This window comes from Ensifer sp. (assembly GCF_031989085.1).
Taxonomy (GTDB): Bacteria; Pseudomonadota; Alphaproteobacteria; order Rhizobiales; family Rhizobiaceae; genus Ensifer.
The window spans coordinates 302,770-319,674 of the sequence record NZ_DALZXU010000005.1; the positions used below are offsets into that span (position 1 = coordinate 302,770).

The window sequence follows — 16,905 nt, forward strand, 5'->3', positions numbered from 1 at the left end:
AAAACCCTTATGCCAGAGTCATTTAAGCATCCGGGCTGAATGGAAATGACAACGGGCAAACGGTTGTACCCGGCTATTTTTCGGCCGGGGGGCTGGCAGCCTGACTCCGCCATTATACACTGATTTTAAATGATGATTCGAAACGGACCACGCAAGCTCCAGGCAGGGTAAGTCAGCCAGGATGGATGTGAGTTCAGCAATCATAGTGTGTTTTTATTCAGTGCCAGGTTTGCAGAGTTGCGTCTTGTGAACGTGATAACGCGCGCCTGTGTCGCGCCTACTAGGGTGATGCATGAGCCTTTTGGAAATGGAAATCGAGCGTCAGTCCAATCCGGTCGATATGATCGAGTTTGTGGCCGCCACCAATGACTGGTCGTTCGAGCGGTCGGGCGAGGACGAGATCGCCATGACCGTCGAGGGCAAGTGGGCGGATTACCACGTTTCCTTCTCCTGGATGGAAGAGTTCGAGGCGCTGCATCTGGCCTGCGCCTTCGACATCAAGGTGCCCGACAGCCGCGTCAACGAAGTCATCCGTCTTCTGTCGCACATCAACGGTCAGGTCCTGATGGGGCATTTCGATCTGTGGCGTCAGGAAGAGGTGGTGATCTTCCGTCAGTCCCTGCTTCTGGCCGGCGGCGCCGAGCCCACCAACCAGCAGGTCGAAGTCTTGCTCTCGAGCGCGCTCGATGCCTGCGAGTCCTATTTCCAGGCATTCCAGTTCGTCGTCTGGTCGGGCATGGACGCGCAGAGCGCCGTCAATGCCGTCCTGTTCGAAACGGTCGGGGAGGCCTGACATGGTTGCCGTCGCTTCCGGTCCCATCGTTCTCATCGGCGCCGGCAACATGGGGGGCGCGATGCTCTCCGGCTGGCTGAAGAGCGGCGTCAACGGCGCCGACATTCTGGTGATCGATCCCGGCCCGCCGCCGGCGATGGCCAAGCTGATTGCCGACAATGGCGTCCGCCACGCGACTTCCGCCCCCGATGGCGTCGAGGCTGCGGTGATCTTCATTGCCGTCAAGCCGCAAGTGATGGAGGCGGTGCTGCCGCCGTTGAAGCCGCTCGTCGGCCCAAGCACGGTCATCGTTTCGGTCGCCGCCGGCAAGACGCTCGCCTTCCTCGAAACGCATCTGGGTGCGGCCGCCACCGTGCGGGCCATGCCCAACACGCCGGCGATGATCGGCCGCGGTGTGACCGGCGCCTTTGCCAATGCCCGCGTCAGCGACGCACAGCGCAGCCAGGTACATGATCTCCTCAAGGTCAGCGGCCCGGTCGAGTGGGTCGAGACCGAAGGCGATATCGATGCCGTCACCGCCGTTTCCGGCAGTGGACCGGCCTATGTCTTCTACCTCGTCGAGTGCATGGCGGAGGCTGGCCGCAAGGCCGGTCTCAAGGCGGACCTCGCCATGCGTCTCGCGCGGGAAACCGTCGCGGGGGCTGGCGAACTCCTTCATCAGTCCCCCGACGATGCTTCGAAGCTGCGCCAGAACGTGACGTCGCCAGGCGGCACGACTGCTGCAGCCCTTGCGGTGCTGATGGCCGAAGATGGCATGCAGCCCCTTTTCGATCAGGCCATTGCCGCTGCCCGCAAGCGCGCCGAAGAACTGGCCGGTTAATCCAAGAGCAGTGCCATGTCGGAAACGATCACTTTTCCAGATTTCGAGCGGGTCGACATTCGCGTCGGCACCATCGTCGAAGCCGAGGTTTTTCCCGAGGCGCGCAAACCGGCCTACAAGCTGAAAATCGATTTCGGCCCCGAAATCGGCATAAAAAAGTCATCGGCGCAGATCACCGTGCACTACCAGCCAGAGGATCTCGTCGGCCGGCAGATCATGGCCGTGGTCAATTTTCCGCCACGCCAGATCGGTCCCGTCCGGTCCGAAGTCCTGACGCTGGGCTTTGAAGACGAGGCCGGCGCGATCGTGCTTGCCGCCATCGACAAGCCGATCCCCAACGGCCGAAAGCTGATGTGATCCGATGACCATTCATTTCGATCTGATCCCCGAGCGCGTGAAGGTTTCCTGCCTCTGGCGCGCGAGCGACGCTGCGCGCGACTGGCGTGCCAGCCACGTCCTGTCCTTGCTCGACCCGGAATTGCCCGACACCGACGTGCCTGTCATCGCCGAGGCGAACCACCGGGTCGTGCGCATGCGCGACCAGGAAAACGCTCTCGCCACGCAGCACTTTCCCGATCTGGTGCTGGAGGTGTTCGAGGCGATGCGGCCAGTGGCCGACGACGCGTCGAGCCGAATTCTGGTGCATTGCCATGCCGGCGTCAGCCGTTCGACCGCCTTTGCCTACGGGCTGATTGCCCACCAGCTCGGCGCTGGCCGTGAGGACGAGGCGTTCCGGGCGCTGCTGACGATCACCAGAAAGCCCTGGCCGAACCGCCGGATCATCGAAATCCTCGATGCCTCGCTCGGTCGCGAGGGCCGGCTTCTAGCCCCGCTCGACGCGATGCGTGCCCGGCATCCGCGACGGATCGATGCCTGGCACCGCTTCAACGAGCGGCGCGGCATGACCTCGATCTATTCGCGCTAACCGTCCGGCCCTCTGTCGGTCGCACGTGGCTCCACCATCAGCGCCTCGGCGTAGGTCTTGAGCGAGCGATTGTAGCGCGGCAGATGGCGCGCCAGCCGGCCAAGGGCAATGTGCTGCCTCCCGTGCGCGCCCGCCGTCGACGAGCGAGAGCGCGAGAAAGGCCACCACCGCATCGTCGAGTTCGTCCGATGGCATCAGGCGCTCTGCTTCCAGCAGCACGATGCTTTCATCGACCTTCCCGAGATTGCGAAGCGTGCTGGCAAGCTGGATCGTTGCGCGGCGACGGCGAATGCCGAAAAGCCCGCCTGCGAGCGCCTGCCGGTACAGGGGCTCGGCATTCGCCTCGTTGCCGAGCGAATCCTGGGCCGACGCCCGTTCGAACAGGCCGATCGGGTCTCCCTCGGGCAATTCGGCCGCAAGCGTGTCGAGGACGTCCACGAAGGCCTGCCCATCCATCTGGCCGAAATCGGCCCAGTGCAGGGCGAGCCGCTGTTCCCAATCGTCCCTGTCGAAACTGTCGGACATATCGGCTGTCTCCTTGGGCGTGGGCTCACGTTCGACGGAGGCTGCGACGCTACGCCGGAACGCGCACGATCGCCCGCAGGCCGCCGAGCGGGCTGTCGCCGAGCGTGACATTGCCGCCGTGGCTGCGGGCGATGTCGCGGGCGATCGCAAGGCCGAGGCCGGTTCCGGAGCTGTCGAGATTGCGGGCCTCGTCGAGGCGGAAGAACGGCTTGAACACGTCCTCGCGCGAGCGCTCGGGAATGCCGGGACCGTCGTCGTCGACGGTGATCGTCACCCATTTGGCGCTGTGGCGCGCGTCGATGTTGACGCGGTTGGCATAGCGATAGGCGTTGGATGCGAGGTTGGCGACAAGGCGGGTGAAGGCGTTCGGCCGCACGCGGACCTCGTCTTCGCCTTCGACCGAAGTCGTCAACGTCTTGCCATGCAGTTCGGCTTCGGCGGCAAGCCGCGTCATCAGGTCGCTCAGCTTCAGCTGCCCGACATCCTCCTCCGCCTCGCCACGCGCGAAAGCGAGATAGCCCTCGAGCATGTTCTGCATGTCGTCGACATCCTGGTTCAGGCTTTCCAGGTCCGGGTTGTTGCCGGCAAGCGCCAGCTGCAGCCGGAAGCGGGTGAGGATGGTGCGCAGGTCGTGGCTGACGCCGGTGAGCATGGCGGTGCGTTGCTCGATCTGGCGCTCGATGCGCTCGCGCATCTGGATGAAGGCGAGGCCGGCACGGCGGATTTCGACAGCGCCCCGCGGGGCGAAGTCGTCGATCTTCTGGCCCTTGCCGAAGGCTTCTGCCGCTTTTGTCAGCGCCAGGATCGGCCGGATCTGCCCACGCAGGAACAGGATTGCGATCGACAGCAGCACCAGCGACGCGGCGACCATCCAGACGATGAAGATGTGCGTGTTGGAGGCATAGGCCTGGTTGCGGCGGGCATAGACGCGCAGCATGCGGCCATCGTCGAGCTTGATGCGGATTTCCACGAGGTTGGAATTGCCGACCGTATCGATCCAGAAGGGGCGGCGGATCTGATTGGAGATCTCCTCGCTCAGGATCTGGTCGAGGATCTCGAAGAAGGGCTTGGGCCGCGGCGGCGGCAGCTCGCCGCCCGGTTCGACGGAAATGCTGAGATCGAGCTGATCGCGCGCGATGCGCACGATTTCGTTGATATCGCGATCCGCCGGGAAGGTGGCGATGAGATCGACGATTGCGGCGATATCTCCGGTCACGGCAGCCGAGAGGCGCTGCGTCACCAATTGCCAGTGCCGCTCCATGAAGACGAAGGCGACGACCGACTGCAGAAGCACCATCGGGATGATGACGATGAGCAGCGAACGGGCGTAAAGACCCATCGGCAGGCGCCGGCGCAGCCAGCGAGTAAAGCGTTTCCACGGGTTGTCGGGCGGGTTTGCCGCCTCGCGCCGGATGCTGTCAAAGCTTGCCATCGGTTTTTGCCGCGCTCATCGGGAGGTTCGTTCTCGAAAGCGCGCCACGATCTCCTGCTGTCGCGCCGCGCGCCCTAATTTCGTGTTTCTGCGCATGCCGCGCAAGGTCGCTCGGCGTCTGCGACATGTCTCAGTCCACGCTCAGCCTGTAGCCGATGCCGCGGACCGTCTGCAACCAGACGGGATTGGACGGGTCGTCCTCGATCTTGCGCCGCAAGCGATTGATCTGGACGTCGATGGTGCGCTCGCCGACCTCGGCGTCGTCGCCGATCAGTTCGTGGCGCGGGATCGTCTCGCCGGCACGCTGGGAAAACAGCGTCATGATCTCCTGTTCGCGGTCCGTGAGGCGAATATGATCGGCGCCGCGGCGAAGCTCCTTGCGCACCACCGAGAAGGTGTAGGGCCCGAAGATGACCTGGTCGACCTTGGGCGCCTGGGCCGGCTGGTTGCGCCTGAGGATGTTGCTGATGCGCAGCACCAGCTCGCGCGGCTCGAACGGTTTGGAGAGATAGTCGTCGGCGCCCGCTTCCAGACCCTCGATGCGGGAGTTCGATTCCGCCAGCGCCGTCAGCATCAGGATCGGCACGGTCTTGATCTGCCTGAGGCTCTGGGTCAGCGAGATGCCGCTTTCGCCGGGCATCATCACGTCGACGATCAGAAGGTCGAAATCGAGACCGACGAGCTTACGCCGGGCTTCGTCGGCGTCGGCGGCGGTGGTGACGCGAAAACCCTGCTCGACCAGATACCGGTTGAGCAGGTCGCGGATACGCCGGTCGTCATCGACGACGAGCAGGTGGGCGGCGTCGTCGGAGACTGTCGCTTTTGTTGTCATGCCTGGCTTTCCCCCGTCGCCCGCCGATCGCGAGCCCTCGACATTTCAGTCCCCGGCACCGTTTTTCATGCAGGCAAGGAAGCGCTTGATGGTTTCGCGCGCGCCGGGACCCGTCTTTGCCAATGCATCGGCTATGCGGCGGGACTGTGGCTCTGCCAGTGCGCGAGCCAGCGCCTGACCTTCCTCGGTGGTATAGAGCATGCGCTGGCGCCGGTCTTCAGGGCCCGTCACCTGGCGAATATAACCGGAATCGATCAGCTGCTTGAGCACGCGGGCAAGGCTTTGCTTGGTGATCTTCAGCGTTTCAAGGAGGTTCGCCACGGTCATGCCCGGCTCGCGGTCGACGAAGTGCACGACGCGGTGGTGGGCGCGGCCGAAGCCGCTCTTCTCCAGGATCGCATCCGGATCCGACGTGAAGTCGCGATAGGCGAAGAAAAGCAACTCGATGATCTCGAAGTCGATCGTGTCATCGTCGTGCGCGACGGTGTCGCCCACATATCGGGTGTTTTCCTTGGATTGGCCGGCCACGCGGTCATTTCCTTTCAGCCAAGTTGCAACTTACGAAACAATCGAAAAAATATGTCAGCTTTATTGACATATTTTTACTGCGTTGTTAGCGTTCATGCTCGGTAAGCGAGACATTTGGCGGCGATAACATCTCATGAGGATATGCTGCGCCGCATTGATCGCAAATCCAAAATCTCGAAATTGAATTTTCCCACAATCAGTTTGCCGATAAACTGAAAACGGGAAGATAATCAACAGCAAGAATGGCGCACACGCGCCGGAGGACGACATCATGGCAGCGGTTCCCTTCGATCAGTTGGACGGCGAAATCTGGTTCAATGGCGAGTTTGTCGCGTGGAAGGACGCCAAGGTCCACGTGCTGACCCACGGCCTGCACTATGCAAGCGCGGTGTTCGAAGGCGAACGTGCCTATGGCGGCCGTATCTTCAAGCTGACCGAACACAATCAGCGCCTACACAACTCCGCTGAAATTCTGGGCTTCAAGATCCCTTACTCTGTCGAGGAGCTGGACGCGGCCAGCGTCGAGCTTTTGAAGCGCCAGGGCTTTTCCGAAGCCTATGTCCGGCCGATCGCCTGGCGCGGCAGCGAGATGATGGGCGTATCCGCCCAGCATAACCGCATCAATGTCGCCATCGCCATCTGGCAGTGGGGCAGCTACTTCAACCCGGCCGAGAAGCTCAAGGGCATTCGCCTCGATATCGCTGAATGGCGTCGCCCCGATCCGAAGACGGCACCGTCGAAATCGAAGGCGGCCGGCCTCTACATGATCTGCACCATCTCCAAGCATGCGGCCGAGGCCAAGGGCTATGCCGATGCGATGATGCTCGATTATCGCGGCCAAGTGGCCGAGGCGACCGGCGCCAACATCTTCTTCGTCAAGGACGGCGTCATCCATACGCCGGTGCCGGACTGCTTCCTCGACGGCATCACGCGCCGCACCGTCATCGAGCTTGCCAAGCGCCGGGGCTACCAGGTCGTCGAGCGGGCGATCATGCCGGAGGAACTCTCCGACTTCAGCGAGTGCTTCCTCACCGGCTCTGCCGCCGAAGTCACGCCGGTTTCCGAGATCGGCCCCTATCGCTTCACACCGGCCACCATCTGCGAAACGCTGATGAACGACTACATGAAGGAAGTCTATCCGGTTGCGGCCGCCGCCGAGTAATCGGCCCTTTCTCCAGACCTGAACTAAGAAAGGCGGCCCGGGGCCGCCTTTTGTCTTGCTACGGATATCGTTCGGAAGGCGTCAGGCTTGTTTGCCGAGGAACTGACCGACGATGCCGCTCAGCACGCCGCCGCCCACCAGGCCGCCAAGCGCCTGCATGGCGAGACCGGTCGCGGCCGCTTCGCCGCCGAGCATCTGGATCAGGAATCCTCCGCCGAGGCCGCCGATGGCGCCGACGATCGTGCGTGCGACGACACCGAAAGCCTGTTGCTTCAACACTGCGCTGGCCGCGTTTCCGCCGGCCGCCCCCGCGATCAATTGGGTAATGATGGGCATTAATGCTTCCATTGATCCCTCCGTATCGAGGCTCGTCGAAGACGAGCCGCCAAGCGCCGATGATCCGGCAAGGACAGGTTGAGGCCTAATCCTGAGTCTTGTCAATTTGCGGAAGTCATGGGCGTCTTCAGCGAAGGCTTTGCTCGCTAAAATGTTGCGATTTCACCCGGAAGGCGATGCGTTTTTTGCTCATCCAGGCGAAAAGCGACAGAATTACTACGGCGTTTGAGTAGAGGCGTCGGCTCAAGCAGCAATAAATCCGGAAGATCAGGGTGATTCGCTGCAGCGCAAACGAAAACTCCAGCGACGTCAGCCGCTGGAGTTGCACATTTGGCCTATGCGGATGGGGATCGCTTAGCGATAGACGTAGACGATGCGGCGCGTCGCCGGCTCGACCAGGACCGGCTGGCCGTTGATGCTGGCATAGTCATAGGTGTAGTCCGGCACGCGGCGCACTTCGACCGCCTGCGGCAGTTCGGCGCCAACCACGACTTCGCCGTTGAGGTAGACAGTGTCACCGGCATTGGTGGTGACATAGGTGCGCACGTTATCCGGCGGCACGATCGGCTCGACATCTTCGACAGGGCCGATGAGCTCGTCACCCGGTGCCGGCAGCGCCGGATCGCCGGCCTGTGCCTCATAGGTTACGACGGGAACGGCAAGGTCGGAGCGCCGATCCTGCACCACGACGGCCGCGCCGCCGAGATCCGATGTCAGATACTGTGCATAGACCCAGCCGCGCAGGCCGTTTACATCGATGCGGCACCATTTGCTGCCTTCGATACAGCCGTCGAGCACGGCGGTGCTGCCGCGCGTGGCCAGGCCAACGGTCGGATATTGCGGACCAGGGCCGGCGCGCACATTAAGGTCGGTAACGGTGGTGGCGGTCATGTCAGCGAAGGCGGCAGAACCGGCTACGAGGACGAAACCCGCAGCCGCGGCAGTTCGCAACAGGGGGCGGGTAAGGTTCTTCATCATCATGCTCCTTCTTTATGGCTGAGGGGCAAACGCGGCGCCGATGGGGATGTTCCCTCGGGAACGTCACGAAATGTGAAGACGCGACATACTGAGACTGCAGCGGTTCAATCTGCATTTGTACGGATGGAACCGTTTCGCGATCGAGGTGTTTTCCTGTCCATGTCGGGCAGGCGCCCGAGGGAAACGATCAGCGATCTGCCCCGCGCATGGACAGTCAGCGTGGCAGGAGAGGGAGGTTCAATGTCGAATGCAGCCATCAATCAGGTAAACCCCGCCGTCAACGGATTGCGCCCGGTGGTGGCGATCGTGGTTGCTGCCGAAGTGTTTGTCGCGGCCCTGCTGCTGACAACAGTCCAATTGCCCGCCCCACAATCCTTCACGTCGGAAATTGCCAGCCTGCGCTAAATGGCGCTGTGCCTTCTGCTGTTTGGCGCTATAGCTGTGGCATCGATATCCGAGCGAGGCGCAGACGGCATGTTACAGGCGGGCATCATCCCGGTTACCCATTTCCAACAGAACTGCACGGTTCTCTTCGATGCAGAAACCAAGGAAGGCGTGATCGTCGATCCCGGCGGCGACGTCGACGTGATCCTGCAGACGATCAAGGAAAACGGCATCACGCTGAAGGCGATCTGGCTGACACATGGCCACATCGACCATGCCGGCGGCGCCAAGGAGCTGAAGGAAGCGCTTGGGCTTTCGATCATCGGACCGCACAAGGACGATCTGCCGCTCCTGTCGCGGCTGGAAGAACAGGCCGAGAAGTTCGGGCTGGCGATGAAGGTCGAAAATGTCGTGCCCGACCAGTGGCTGGAAGACGGCGATACCGTTTCCTTCGGCAATCATGTGTTCGAGGTGCTGCATTGCCCCGGCCATGCGCCCGGCCATGTCGTCTATTTCAATCGGGTGCAGAATTTCGCCCATGTCGGCGACGTGCTGTTCCACGGCTCGATCGGCCGCACCGACCTTCCCGGCGGCAACCACCAGCAACTGCTCGATTCCATCCGCGACAAGATCCTGCCGCTCGGCGATCAGGTCGGCTTCATCTGTGGCCATGGTCCCGGCGGCCAGATCGGCGAGGAGCGTCGCACCAATCCATACCTGCGCGGCCTCTGAGTCCCGCCGACAGCGATGCCAATGAAAAAGCGCATGCCTCGCGGGAGGCATGCGCTTTTTGTTTCAAGGCGTGCGTAGGGGCTTTGAGATCAGCCGGCGTTGCAGAAATAGCTGCGGCCGTCATAACCGCGGAAGGTGCCGTTGTCGGGGTTGAACGAACGGTAGCGCTGCGAGCAATAGCGGTACCAGGACGGCGTCCAAGGCTCGAGCGAACCGTAGCCGCCGCCGCCACCGTAGTTGTCGACGACAACGGGACGGGGACGATAGACCGGACGGGGACGGTAAACCGGGCGCGGCTCGTAGTAGTCGGGCTCGGGGTCGATATAGACGCGCTCGCTATAGCGCGGCGGCTGCGAGGCGATCGCGCCGCCGATGATGACGCCGGTCGCCAGGCCAAGCGCGCCGAGCGCTACGGCGTCGCCACGGTCATAGTGCCGGTGGCGGTTCCAGTCACCAGCCTCGGCCGTGCCGAGGGTTGGGAGAACCGAGGCGGCGGCGATGACCGAGAGAACCGTCGCTTTGATGAACTTGTTCATGGCTTCAATCCTGTGCAGGGTCCGGAGCGTTTCCGGCCTTCATGATGACCGAAAGTTAGCCGTGCCAAACTGAACGGAGCCTGAACAAAAAAACCCGGCATCGCTGCCGGGCTTCAACTTGAAACTTTCAGCAGGACCGGGGTTAGCCGGAGACCTGCAGGTTGACCGCCTTGGGGCCTTTGCCACGGCGATCCGGTTCGGTGTCGAAGCTTACCTTCTGATTTTCCGACAGGCCGTTCAGGCCGGAAGCCTGGACAGCGGAGATGTGTACGAAGATATCCGCTCCACCGTTGTCAGGCTTGATGAAACCAAAGCCCTTGTCGGTGTTGAAGAATTTTACAGTGCCAGTTTCGGCCATGCGTCAGGTCCTTTTCTCTCCACCCGTTTGACGGACGGGTAGCATTGCAGTGTGCCCGGTTGGGCGTTGGGCAGGCAGGTCTCGATGTTTGAGGAAAGGTTCCTGTTACCGCAGCCAGCCATCGGAAAGGTTGCTTCGAAGCATCCCCCCAGTCTGGCTACCCGGAGTTTTTGCGTCTCCGGCCCGCTTTTATTTCAAGATCTTCCCATGCTCGTAGATTGCCCGAACAGAGTAAGATTGATGGGTTTATTTTGAATTGGCAAGCAAAACTTTTCAGAAATGGTATTGCGTCTTGCCATTGCTCAAAATTCGGTCAGTTGCGATTTTTTCAGGTGATATCCATGATGCATCGCAAGCTGTTGAAATCACAGCTTTTTGAACGGATGTACCGAGAAGTTGAGCGCCTTGCGCCCTTTTTTGACGCAATCGGGGAGGCGCAAGTGCGCTCGATCTGACCGACCTTTCAGGCAAGCGACTGATATGTTTGAGGCTTCTCGCCGAAGCGCGGTCGTTTTGGACAATACCAATCCGTCTTGCAGAAAACCTGCAAGTAATACTCGAAAAACGCTCGGTTGCAGCGAACCGTTTCAATGTCAAGCAACAGCTTTGCTGACTGACGCAGCGACAAGTAACGCAGCAGTGCAATACCCGGAAAATGCAGGGTTTATAGTTCTGCCGCGGCCGCGCCCCGTGCCGCCCAGCCGTCAGGCCGCGGCTTCCTTGGTCCGCCCCTTCGTCAATTCCGGCACGATTTCGACGATAAGCATGGCGGCAAAAATGATGGCGCAGCCGACATAGCCGATCGGCGTGATGATCTCGCCGAGCAGGAGCACGCCGAAGAAGGCCGCAAACAGCGCTTCGCTCGACAGGAAGATCGCCGCCTGCGGCGCCGTCGTGTAGCGCTGGCCGACGACCTGGCAGATGAAGGCGACGCCGCTCGAGAAGATGCCGGCATAGAGGATTTCCGGCAGCGCGCCCGTGATCGCTTCCATGCTCAAGGGTTCGCTTGCCAGGGCAACGGCACAGCTGAGCACGGCCACGACGGCGAACTGGGTCATGGACAGCAACATCGGTCGGCCGCTGTCGGCTGCAAACATGCCGACCAGCATCATCTGCAGCGCCCAGAACAGGGCGCAGACGATGGTCAGATAGTCGCCACCGGTCAGGCTCGACAGCGCGCCGCCGCTCAAGAGGAAGATGCCGAACAGCGCCAACAGGGCGCCGGGCCAGATGATCCAATGTGGTTTGCGCCGCAGGAAGATCACCGTCAGGACCGGGACGAAGACGACGTAAAGGCCGGTTAGAAAGCCGGAATTCGTGACGCTGGTGGTAAGCAACCCATATTGCTGGGTGACGGCGCCGGCAAAAAGCGCGAGCCCGACGAAGCTGAAATTGCGTATCGTCCTGCCAGTCAGCGGCTGCGGCGCGCGTCGTGTTTCGATGACGGCGAGGGGAAGCGCTACCAGCGTCGCGATGGCAAAGCGGAGCGTGATGAACCAGAGCGGCCCGATCGCCTGCATTGCCGTCGACTGGGCGACGAAACCGGCACCCCAGATGGCGCCGGAAAACAGCAGGAACAGATTGGCCTGAACGCGGGTCATGATGGCATCTCCTCAGATGCCTCGCCGTCTATCAGTTGCGATTTTCCCGGGCAAGGCTCATCGTTGCGCACCGATCCGCGTGAAATGCCGACAAACCTGCGAGCCGGATAATGGAAATGACCGACAGCGGCTATTCCGGAACACCGCTTGTCCGCAAGCTTGGCTTGAGGGACGGGCAGTCGGCATTGTTGCTCGGCGTCCCCGGTGACCTTCGCGACCTTGCCGGTTTTTCCGGGTTCGCCGGTTGCGAAACCGCACTCGGCGCGGCGGCGTCGCGTCGGCATGATTATATCCACGTCTTCGCGGTGGACAGGGCAGAGCTGGAAACATCAGCGCTGCGGCTTGCCGCAAGCCTGAAGGCTGACGGGATGATGTGGATCTCGTGGCGGAAGCGCGCATCGAAGGTGCCGACGACGCTGACGGAAGACATCCTGCGCGCGATATTCCTGCCGCTCGGCCTGGTCGATACCAAGGTCTGCGCTATCGATGCGATCTGGTCCGGCTTGAAATTCGTGTTCCGCAGGGAGGTCCGCGCCGGCCTCTAGACCGGCCCGGCAGGCTATTGCGTCGGTGCCTTCGAGACGCGCAGCAACGCGCCATCCTCCTCGTCCGTTACCATCAAAAGCGCACCATCCGGCGCCACGACGACATCGCGGATGCGGCCGAACTCGCCGTCGAACAGGCGCTCTTCGGCGGTGACCGCACCGGTATCGTCCCGCTCAAGCCGCGTGAGCAGCTGATATTTCAGCGCCGCCACCAGCAGGCTGCCGTCCCACTCGGGAAACATCGCGCCGCGATAGACCGCAAGCGCGCCCGGCGCAATCGAAGGATCCCAATAGTAAAGCGGCTGATCGAAGCCGTCCTTGGTCGTTCCTTCGCCGATCTCGGCGCCGGAATAGTCCTTGCCGTAGGTGATCACCGGCCAGCCGTAATTGTGGCCTGGCTGCGGGTTGTTGATCTCGTCGCCGCCACGGGCGCCGTGCTCGACGGTCAGGAGCGTTCCGTCTTTCGGGTCGAAGGCAATGCCTTGCGGATTGCGATGGCCTTTCGACCAGATTTCCGCCAGGCCTTCGGTGCCGTTGCGATAGGGGTTATTGGCAGGAATGCTGCCATCGGCGTTGACGTGCAGGATCGAGCCGGCATGGTCGCGCATATCCTGGGCGCGGTCGCGGTCGCCGCGGTCGCCGATGCCGAAGAACAGGCTGCCATCGGGGGCGATCGCGATGCGCGAGCCGAAGTGCTGGCCCTTGCGGGTCAGCTTGTTCATCCGGAAGAGTTCCTTGACGTCGGTCAGCGTCGTCTCGTCCGCCGACAGCGTCGCGCGCACCAGCGCCGTGCCGTAGCCACCGTCGCCATTGGCGGCGAGTGTCAGGTAGAGCGTGCGGCTGGTGGCAAAGTCAGGGGCGAGCGCGATGTCGAGCAGGCCGCCCTGGCCCTGTTCGGCGACCTCAGGCACGCCCGCAAGCGGTGCTGAAGCCTTGCCGTCGCGGATGATGCGCAGCCGGCCGGCGCGCTCGCTGACGATATAGCCGCCATGCGGAAGCGCTTCGACGGACCAGGGATGTTCAAGGCCGCTTGCCAGCGTCTCGACCAGGACATCCCCGTGCTGCGACGGGAACTCGCGGGTTTCCTGGGCGCTGGCGGCAAGGGGTGCGGTGAGGGCAATCAGGCCTGCGAGCAGTGCAAGAGGACGAACGGTCCGCGTCATCGAGGTCGTTTCCAGCCTTGCCGTCGGTGTCTGCCGCATTCGATATCTCCGCTGCGTTCATGCCGTTGCAGGGCAAGCTGGAGCGGTCGACCGGTTCGTTCAAGTCACATCGGATCAAAAAGGCTTTATTTCGAGATCGAGCCCGTCGTCAGTGGCACCGGCTGTTGCTCGCCGACGAGCTCGGCAGTCACGATGTAGCGCATCGGCCCGGGCTCGATGGCATCGAAGGGAAAGCAGGTGGCGAGCGCCAGGTGGTGACCGCCGGCGGCGGCGTTGATGCCGCTCTCGTCCCAGCGTGCGACACGGCCCTGTCCGGCACGGAAGAGGAAACGGCGCCCATCCTTTCGGGTCAGGACCAGGAGGTCGCCCGGGGACACATCCTTCAGCCAGCGGAAGTGCGTGTCGCGGTGCGCGGCGATGACCGAAGTGCCTTCGTCGCCGGGAAGAGGGGTGTTGGTGAGCCAGGCGGGGCCGAAGGCCAGTGCCTGGCCGCTTGCGCCCTTCAGCACGATCGCCGAGCGGTTGATGCGCGGCGCCGTGATTTCGGCGGTGGTCTCGAAATCGGCCCAGGGCCAGGGCTTGCCGTCGGTCTTTCCATGCAGCTGCGCCTCGAAACTTTCCTTCAAGAGCACCTGGGAGACCTCGGCCTTGGCCTTCATGTAAAACCCCTTGCCGATCAGCATCAGGCCGGCAAGGGCGAACAGGGCAATGATCGCGACCACGACGGTCTCGATCGCCGAGAGACGGGCGAGGAAGCCCGGGCGTGGCCCGGGCAGGTCGTCGTCAGCGGCCATGGCGTCGAACCCCTGAAACGACGAGGGCGGCGATCTGCCCGCGCCAGAAGACGAAGGTGCTTCCGGCAACAAGTGCGAAGGCGAGCAGCATCAGGCCAATGAGGATCTGCTTGTCGGCTTCGGTTGCCGTTTGCGGCAGGTTCACCTGATTGTTGGCTTCGGCGATCAGGCCGGCGGCTCGCGCCGTCGGCGCGGCCAGCATGCGGTCTGCCGTCATCATGGCCAGCTTCGTGCGGCTTGTCGCCGAAGCCTCGCGCTCGTCGACTGTGCCGTTTGCGTCGGGCTTCTGGCCAAAGACCTTGCCGAAGTCCCAGCCGGCCGGCAGGTTGAGCGGGAGATCGGTTTCGCTCAGGTTTTCACCGCTCGGCCGCGACGGCGCCGCATCGACGGCGACGAGGCTGGTGACGCGCGAGACCAGGTGGTGGGCCAGCGCCACTGCCTCGATCTGGCTGTCGAGCGATGCCGGATCGGCGATTGCCGAGGCGCTTGCCTCGAGATCGTCGATCTTGCGGCGGGCCCAGAGCTTGGCGATGCCTTCGCCTGACGCCGCCTTGGCGATATCCATCTCGACCCGGAACGGCTGGTCGCCGGCCTTGCCGACGATTCGGATCTTGCCTTCCGGCGCTTCGCCCGCGAGTTCGGCCGTCAGCACCACCGGTTCGCCGCGATAGAGATCGGGCATCGGGTTGGGGGTGATGTCGCCCGTGGCCGCACCTTCGAAGGTTGCCGAGATGTCGGTCATGACAGGGCTTTCGAGCTTGGTGAACAGCTCGCCCATGCGGGCGGCCACCTGGCTTTCCGAGCCGATCAGCGTGAAGGTGCCGCGGCCGTATTCGGCAGCCTTGGTCATGAAATGGCTGTTGGGCGCCGAGCCGATGCCGACGGTGAAGACGCGGGCGTCGCCACGGTTGTTCTGGATTTCCTGGAACAGCTGGCCTTCATTGCCGATGGCGCCGTCGGTGAGGAATACCACCTGGCGAAGCGCGCCCGGTGCGACCGGTCCCTGCGTGCGCAGGGCTGCTTCGAGCGCCGGCAGCATTTCGGTGCCGCCATTGGCGGTCAGGCCGCGCACGAAGGCGATGGCATTCTCGCGCTTGTCCGGCGTTGCCTCGACAAGTGCAGGGAAATGCACGGTCATCGTGTCGTCGAAGCGAATGACGTTGAAACGATCCTCCGGCTTCAGCCGCGAGATCGCCAGCGCCAGGCTTTCCTTCGCTTGCTCCATCGACGGGCCGGCCATGGATCCGGAATTGTCGATGACGAAAACCACCTCGCGCTTCACCAGCTTGTCGGCATTGGTGGCGGTGACCGGCGGGGTGACGAAGGACATGAGATAGGTCTTGCCGCCGACGGTCTCGCGGAAGAGACCGGCATAGGGGCTCTTGCCTTCGACCGCCTTCCAGCCGAGCTCGAAATCCCTGTCGGCCGGAACGCTGCCGGCTTTCAACGTGATCTTGCGGGACAGCTGGTCGGTCGTGACTGTGTCGATCTCGTGAAAGGCCGAGGTGACCTCGCCGATCGGGAAGCCGGCCTTCAAGTTGACGGTCAGCGTCACCGGGTTGATCTTGGCGTTTTCGCGCGGGTCGAGAACCGGCGGCTCGATCTTCTGGCGATCGGGGACCGGATCGCTGACGGCATAGCCCGAGCGGCTGTCGAGGTCTACGGTCTGGACGATCGGCTGCGGATTGTAGCGCGGCGCAACCACCATCGGGAAACGGAAGCTGAAGGCGTCGTTCGACTGGCGCACGCCGCTCTGATACTCGATCTGCACCACGACCGTCTCGCCCGGGCCGATGTTGGCGACACGGTTTGTGAAGAGGTTGGGGCGTTGCTGTTCGAGGAGGGCTGCCTTCTTGCCTTCGGCCTTGGCGTGTTCGTAGATCTCCTTGGCGGCCTGGCGCGGCTTCACCTGACCTTCGATGAAGCGCTCGCCGATCTGCATCTTCAGGGTGTCGACGGCGGAATCATCGGGAAGCGGGAAGACATAGGTGCCTTCGACCCAGCCTTTGCTCGGGTTTTCGAACCGCTGCGTGACCCGGGTGCGCATGATCGGGCCGTTGACGTCGATCTGAACGTCGGTGGCAAGGCGCGGCGCCTCGACGAAATAGCCGGGCTCCTTCGATGGAAAGAGCAGCGCGCCGGTGCCCATGTCGTTGGGCCTGACATAACCGGCCATCTGCTGCGGCTGCGGATTTGCCGTCTGGGCCGAGGCCTGGGTCATCAATCCCACGATCATCACGATGCAGGCGGCAAGCGCTGCCAGCGCCAGATACATGCCCCAGCGCGCCTCGTTCCGTCGTGTTCGTGATTCAGCGATTTCGTCGTCGAGAAACATTGCATACCCCCGTGATGCCATGCGTTCGGATCATGGGAGGAAAGGCCCGGAAGCCGGCTGTTGCTGGACGGAATTGCGGCGGACCGCGACAGTTGTCGTGGCTAAATTATGGCTTTCTGAAAATTG

20 protein-coding genes are annotated in these 16,905 nt (G+C 62.6%); 8 read left to right on the forward strand and 12 right to left on the reverse strand.

Annotation, left to right across the window (positions count from 1 at the left end; translation table 11 throughout):
* Positions 1-292 precede the first annotated feature (292 nt).
* Genes RTP54_RS22000 through RTP54_RS22015 form a run of 4 tightly spaced genes read left to right on the forward strand, consistent with a single transcriptional unit; the run spans position 293 to position 2,538 of the window.
* Positions 293-793, forward strand: coding sequence for a YbjN domain-containing protein (locus tag RTP54_RS22000; protein WP_112812197.1), 501 nt, complete (start codon positions 293-295; stop codon positions 791-793).
* Between the two features lies 1 nt (position 794).
* On the forward strand, positions 795-1,613 hold the full coding sequence (proC, locus tag RTP54_RS22005; protein ID WP_312365786.1) for a pyrroline-5-carboxylate reductase: 819 nt from the start codon (positions 795-797) through the stop codon (positions 1,611-1,613).
* A 15-nt stretch (positions 1,614-1,628) separates the two neighbouring features.
* A complete protein-coding gene (locus RTP54_RS22010; protein WP_112812199.1) occupies positions 1,629-1,970 on the forward strand; it encodes a tRNA-binding protein in 342 nt (113 codons plus the stop codon).
* Between the two features lie 4 nt (positions 1,971-1,974).
* Positions 1,975-2,538 carry a dual specificity protein phosphatase family protein gene (locus RTP54_RS22015; RefSeq protein WP_112812200.1) on the forward strand — a complete coding sequence of 188 codons (564 nt, stop codon included), beginning with the start codon at positions 1,975-1,977 and terminating at the stop codon, positions 2,536-2,538.
* On the opposite strand, the gene RTP54_RS22020 is transcribed toward RTP54_RS22015, so the two are convergent.
* From RTP54_RS22020 to RTP54_RS22035, 4 genes are all read right to left on the reverse strand, one after another.
* Positions 2,437-3,063 (reverse strand): tetratricopeptide repeat protein, encoded by a 627-nt coding sequence (locus RTP54_RS22020; protein ID WP_312365787.1) that lies wholly within the window; start codon positions 3,061-3,063, stop codon positions 2,437-2,439. The two genes, RTP54_RS22015 and RTP54_RS22020, sit on opposite strands and share 102 nt — an antisense overlap.
* 49 nt (positions 3,064-3,112) lie before the next feature.
* Positions 3,113-4,495: an ATP-binding protein gene (locus RTP54_RS22025; protein ID WP_312365788.1), complete on the reverse strand. Its 1,383-nt coding sequence runs from the start codon at positions 4,493-4,495 to the stop codon at positions 3,113-3,115.
* A 130-nt stretch (positions 4,496-4,625) separates the two neighbouring features.
* Positions 4,626-5,327, reverse strand: coding sequence for a response regulator (locus RTP54_RS22030; protein ID WP_065786378.1), 702 nt, complete (start codon positions 5,325-5,327; stop codon positions 4,626-4,628).
* A gap of 45 nt (positions 5,328-5,372) precedes the next feature.
* Positions 5,373-5,855, reverse strand: a complete 483-nt coding sequence (locus RTP54_RS22035) for a MarR family winged helix-turn-helix transcriptional regulator (RefSeq protein ID WP_112812203.1) — start codon at positions 5,853-5,855, stop codon at positions 5,373-5,375.
* Between the two features lie 271 nt (positions 5,856-6,126).
* Between RTP54_RS22035 and RTP54_RS22040 the strand changes: the two genes are divergently transcribed.
* On the forward strand, positions 6,127-7,017 hold the full coding sequence (locus RTP54_RS22040) for a branched-chain amino acid aminotransferase (protein WP_312365789.1): 891 nt from the start codon (positions 6,127-6,129) through the stop codon (positions 7,015-7,017).
* 81 nt (positions 7,018-7,098) lie between these two features.
* Here RTP54_RS22040 and RTP54_RS22045 read toward each other — a convergent pair whose 3' ends face one another.
* The gene (locus tag RTP54_RS22045) at positions 7,099-7,365 is read right to left on the reverse strand and encodes a hypothetical protein (protein WP_112812205.1); all 267 of its coding nucleotides are present in this window, start codon (positions 7,363-7,365) and stop codon (positions 7,099-7,101) included.
* 342 nt (positions 7,366-7,707) lie between these two features.
* A complete protein-coding gene (locus tag RTP54_RS22050; protein WP_112812238.1) occupies positions 7,708-8,328 on the reverse strand; it encodes a DUF1236 domain-containing protein in 621 nt (206 codons plus the stop codon).
* 243 nt (positions 8,329-8,571) lie between these two features.
* On the opposite strand from RTP54_RS22050, the gene RTP54_RS22055 reads away from it, so the two are divergent.
* Together RTP54_RS22055 and RTP54_RS22060 are read left to right on the forward strand one after the other, a co-directional pair.
* Complete coding sequence (locus tag RTP54_RS22055) at positions 8,572-8,736, forward strand: hypothetical protein (protein ID WP_312365790.1); 165 nt, start codon at positions 8,572-8,574, stop codon at positions 8,734-8,736.
* Between the two features lie 69 nt (positions 8,737-8,805).
* Positions 8,806-9,447 (forward strand): MBL fold metallo-hydrolase, encoded by a 642-nt coding sequence (locus tag RTP54_RS22060; RefSeq protein WP_077504821.1) that lies wholly within the window; start codon positions 8,806-8,808, stop codon positions 9,445-9,447.
* Positions 9,448-9,536: 89 nt separating this feature from the next.
* Here RTP54_RS22060 and RTP54_RS22065 read toward each other — a convergent pair whose 3' ends face one another.
* The 3 genes from RTP54_RS22065 to RTP54_RS22075 all read right to left on the reverse strand — a co-directional run bounded on the left by RTP54_RS22065 (position 9,537) and on the right by RTP54_RS22075 (position 11,942).
* Positions 9,537-9,983: a BA14K family protein gene (locus tag RTP54_RS22065; protein ID WP_112812206.1), complete on the reverse strand. Its 447-nt coding sequence runs from the start codon at positions 9,981-9,983 to the stop codon at positions 9,537-9,539.
* Positions 9,984-10,125: 142 nt separating this feature from the next.
* Positions 10,126-10,341: a cold-shock protein gene (locus tag RTP54_RS22070; RefSeq protein ID WP_077504822.1), complete on the reverse strand. Its 216-nt coding sequence runs from the start codon at positions 10,339-10,341 to the stop codon at positions 10,126-10,128.
* A gap of 704 nt (positions 10,342-11,045) precedes the next feature.
* Positions 11,046-11,942, reverse strand: coding sequence for a DMT family transporter (locus RTP54_RS22075; RefSeq protein ID WP_112812207.1), 897 nt, complete (start codon positions 11,940-11,942; stop codon positions 11,046-11,048).
* A 116-nt stretch (positions 11,943-12,058) separates the two neighbouring features.
* On the opposite strand from RTP54_RS22075, the gene RTP54_RS22080 reads away from it, so the two are divergent.
* Positions 12,059-12,487, forward strand: a complete 429-nt coding sequence (locus RTP54_RS22080) for a hypothetical protein (RefSeq protein WP_312365791.1) — start codon at positions 12,059-12,061, stop codon at positions 12,485-12,487.
* A 14-nt stretch (positions 12,488-12,501) separates the two neighbouring features.
* Here RTP54_RS22080 and RTP54_RS22085 read toward each other — a convergent pair whose 3' ends face one another.
* The 3 genes from RTP54_RS22085 to RTP54_RS22095 form a co-directional block, all read right to left on the reverse strand.
* Entirely contained in the window at positions 12,502-13,650 is a 1,149-nt protein-coding gene (locus tag RTP54_RS22085; protein WP_312365805.1) for a PQQ-dependent sugar dehydrogenase, read from the reverse strand.
* Between the two features lie 125 nt (positions 13,651-13,775).
* The gene (locus RTP54_RS22090; RefSeq protein WP_112812209.1) at positions 13,776-14,444 is read right to left on the reverse strand and encodes a class GN sortase; all 669 of its coding nucleotides are present in this window, start codon (positions 14,442-14,444) and stop codon (positions 13,776-13,778) included.
* Positions 14,434-16,779, reverse strand: coding sequence for a marine proteobacterial sortase target protein (locus tag RTP54_RS22095; RefSeq protein WP_409517180.1), 2,346 nt, complete (start codon positions 16,777-16,779; stop codon positions 14,434-14,436). The genes RTP54_RS22090 and RTP54_RS22095 overlap by 11 nt, the downstream gene beginning before the upstream one ends.
* Between the last annotated feature and the right edge of the window lie 126 nt (positions 16,780-16,905).

What these genes read in the sequence shown, in the direction of transcription:
- RTP54_RS22075 (WP_112812207.1), bottom strand. Translation starts at nt 11,942, where the DNA reads ATGACCCGCGTTCAGGCCAATCTGTTCCTGCTGTTTTCCGGCGCCATC.
- RTP54_RS22015 (WP_112812200.1), top strand. Translation starts at nt 1,975, where the DNA reads ATGACCATTCATTTCGATCTGATCCCCGAGCGCGTGAAGGTTTCCTGC.
- RTP54_RS22055 (WP_312365790.1), top strand. Translation starts at nt 8,572, where the DNA reads ATGTCGAATGCAGCCATCAATCAGGTAAACCCCGCCGTCAACGGATTG.
- RTP54_RS22000 (WP_112812197.1), top strand. Translation starts at nt 293, where the DNA reads ATGAGCCTTTTGGAAATGGAAATCGAGCGTCAGTCCAATCCGGTCGAT.
- RTP54_RS22025 (WP_312365788.1), bottom strand. Translation starts at nt 4,495, where the DNA reads ATGGCAAGCTTTGACAGCATCCGGCGCGAGGCGGCAAACCCGCCCGAC.
- RTP54_RS22070 (WP_077504822.1), bottom strand. Translation starts at nt 10,341, where the DNA reads ATGGCCGAAACTGGCACTGTAAAATTCTTCAACACCGACAAGGGCTTT.
- RTP54_RS22050 (WP_112812238.1), bottom strand. Translation starts at nt 8,328, where the DNA reads ATGAAGAACCTTACCCGCCCCCTGTTGCGAACTGCCGCGGCTGCGGGT.
- RTP54_RS22085 (WP_312365805.1), bottom strand. Translation starts at nt 13,650, where the DNA reads ATGACGCGGACCGTTCGTCCTCTTGCACTGCTCGCAGGCCTGATTGCC.
- RTP54_RS22060 (WP_077504821.1), top strand. Translation starts at nt 8,806, where the DNA reads ATGTTACAGGCGGGCATCATCCCGGTTACCCATTTCCAACAGAACTGC.
- RTP54_RS22030 (WP_065786378.1), bottom strand. Translation starts at nt 5,327, where the DNA reads ATGACAACAAAAGCGACAGTCTCCGACGACGCCGCCCACCTGCTCGTC.
- RTP54_RS22090 (WP_112812209.1), bottom strand. Translation starts at nt 14,444, where the DNA reads ATGGCCGCTGACGACGACCTGCCCGGGCCACGCCCGGGCTTCCTCGCC.
- RTP54_RS22040 (WP_312365789.1), top strand. Translation starts at nt 6,127, where the DNA reads ATGGCAGCGGTTCCCTTCGATCAGTTGGACGGCGAAATCTGGTTCAAT.
- RTP54_RS22045 (WP_112812205.1), bottom strand. Translation starts at nt 7,365, where the DNA reads ATGGAAGCATTAATGCCCATCATTACCCAATTGATCGCGGGGGCGGCC.
- proC (WP_312365786.1), top strand. Translation starts at nt 795, where the DNA reads ATGGTTGCCGTCGCTTCCGGTCCCATCGTTCTCATCGGCGCCGGCAAC.
- RTP54_RS22065 (WP_112812206.1), bottom strand. Translation starts at nt 9,983, where the DNA reads ATGAACAAGTTCATCAAAGCGACGGTTCTCTCGGTCATCGCCGCCGCC.
- RTP54_RS22095 (WP_409517180.1), bottom strand. Translation starts at nt 16,779, where the DNA reads ATGTTTCTCGACGACGAAATCGCTGAATCACGAACACGACGGAACGAG.
- RTP54_RS22020 (WP_312365787.1), bottom strand. Translation starts at nt 3,063, where the DNA reads ATGTCCGACAGTTTCGACAGGGACGATTGGGAACAGCGGCTCGCCCTG.
- RTP54_RS22080 (WP_312365791.1), top strand. Translation starts at nt 12,059, where the DNA reads ATGACCGACAGCGGCTATTCCGGAACACCGCTTGTCCGCAAGCTTGGC.
- RTP54_RS22010 (WP_112812199.1), top strand. Translation starts at nt 1,629, where the DNA reads ATGTCGGAAACGATCACTTTTCCAGATTTCGAGCGGGTCGACATTCGC.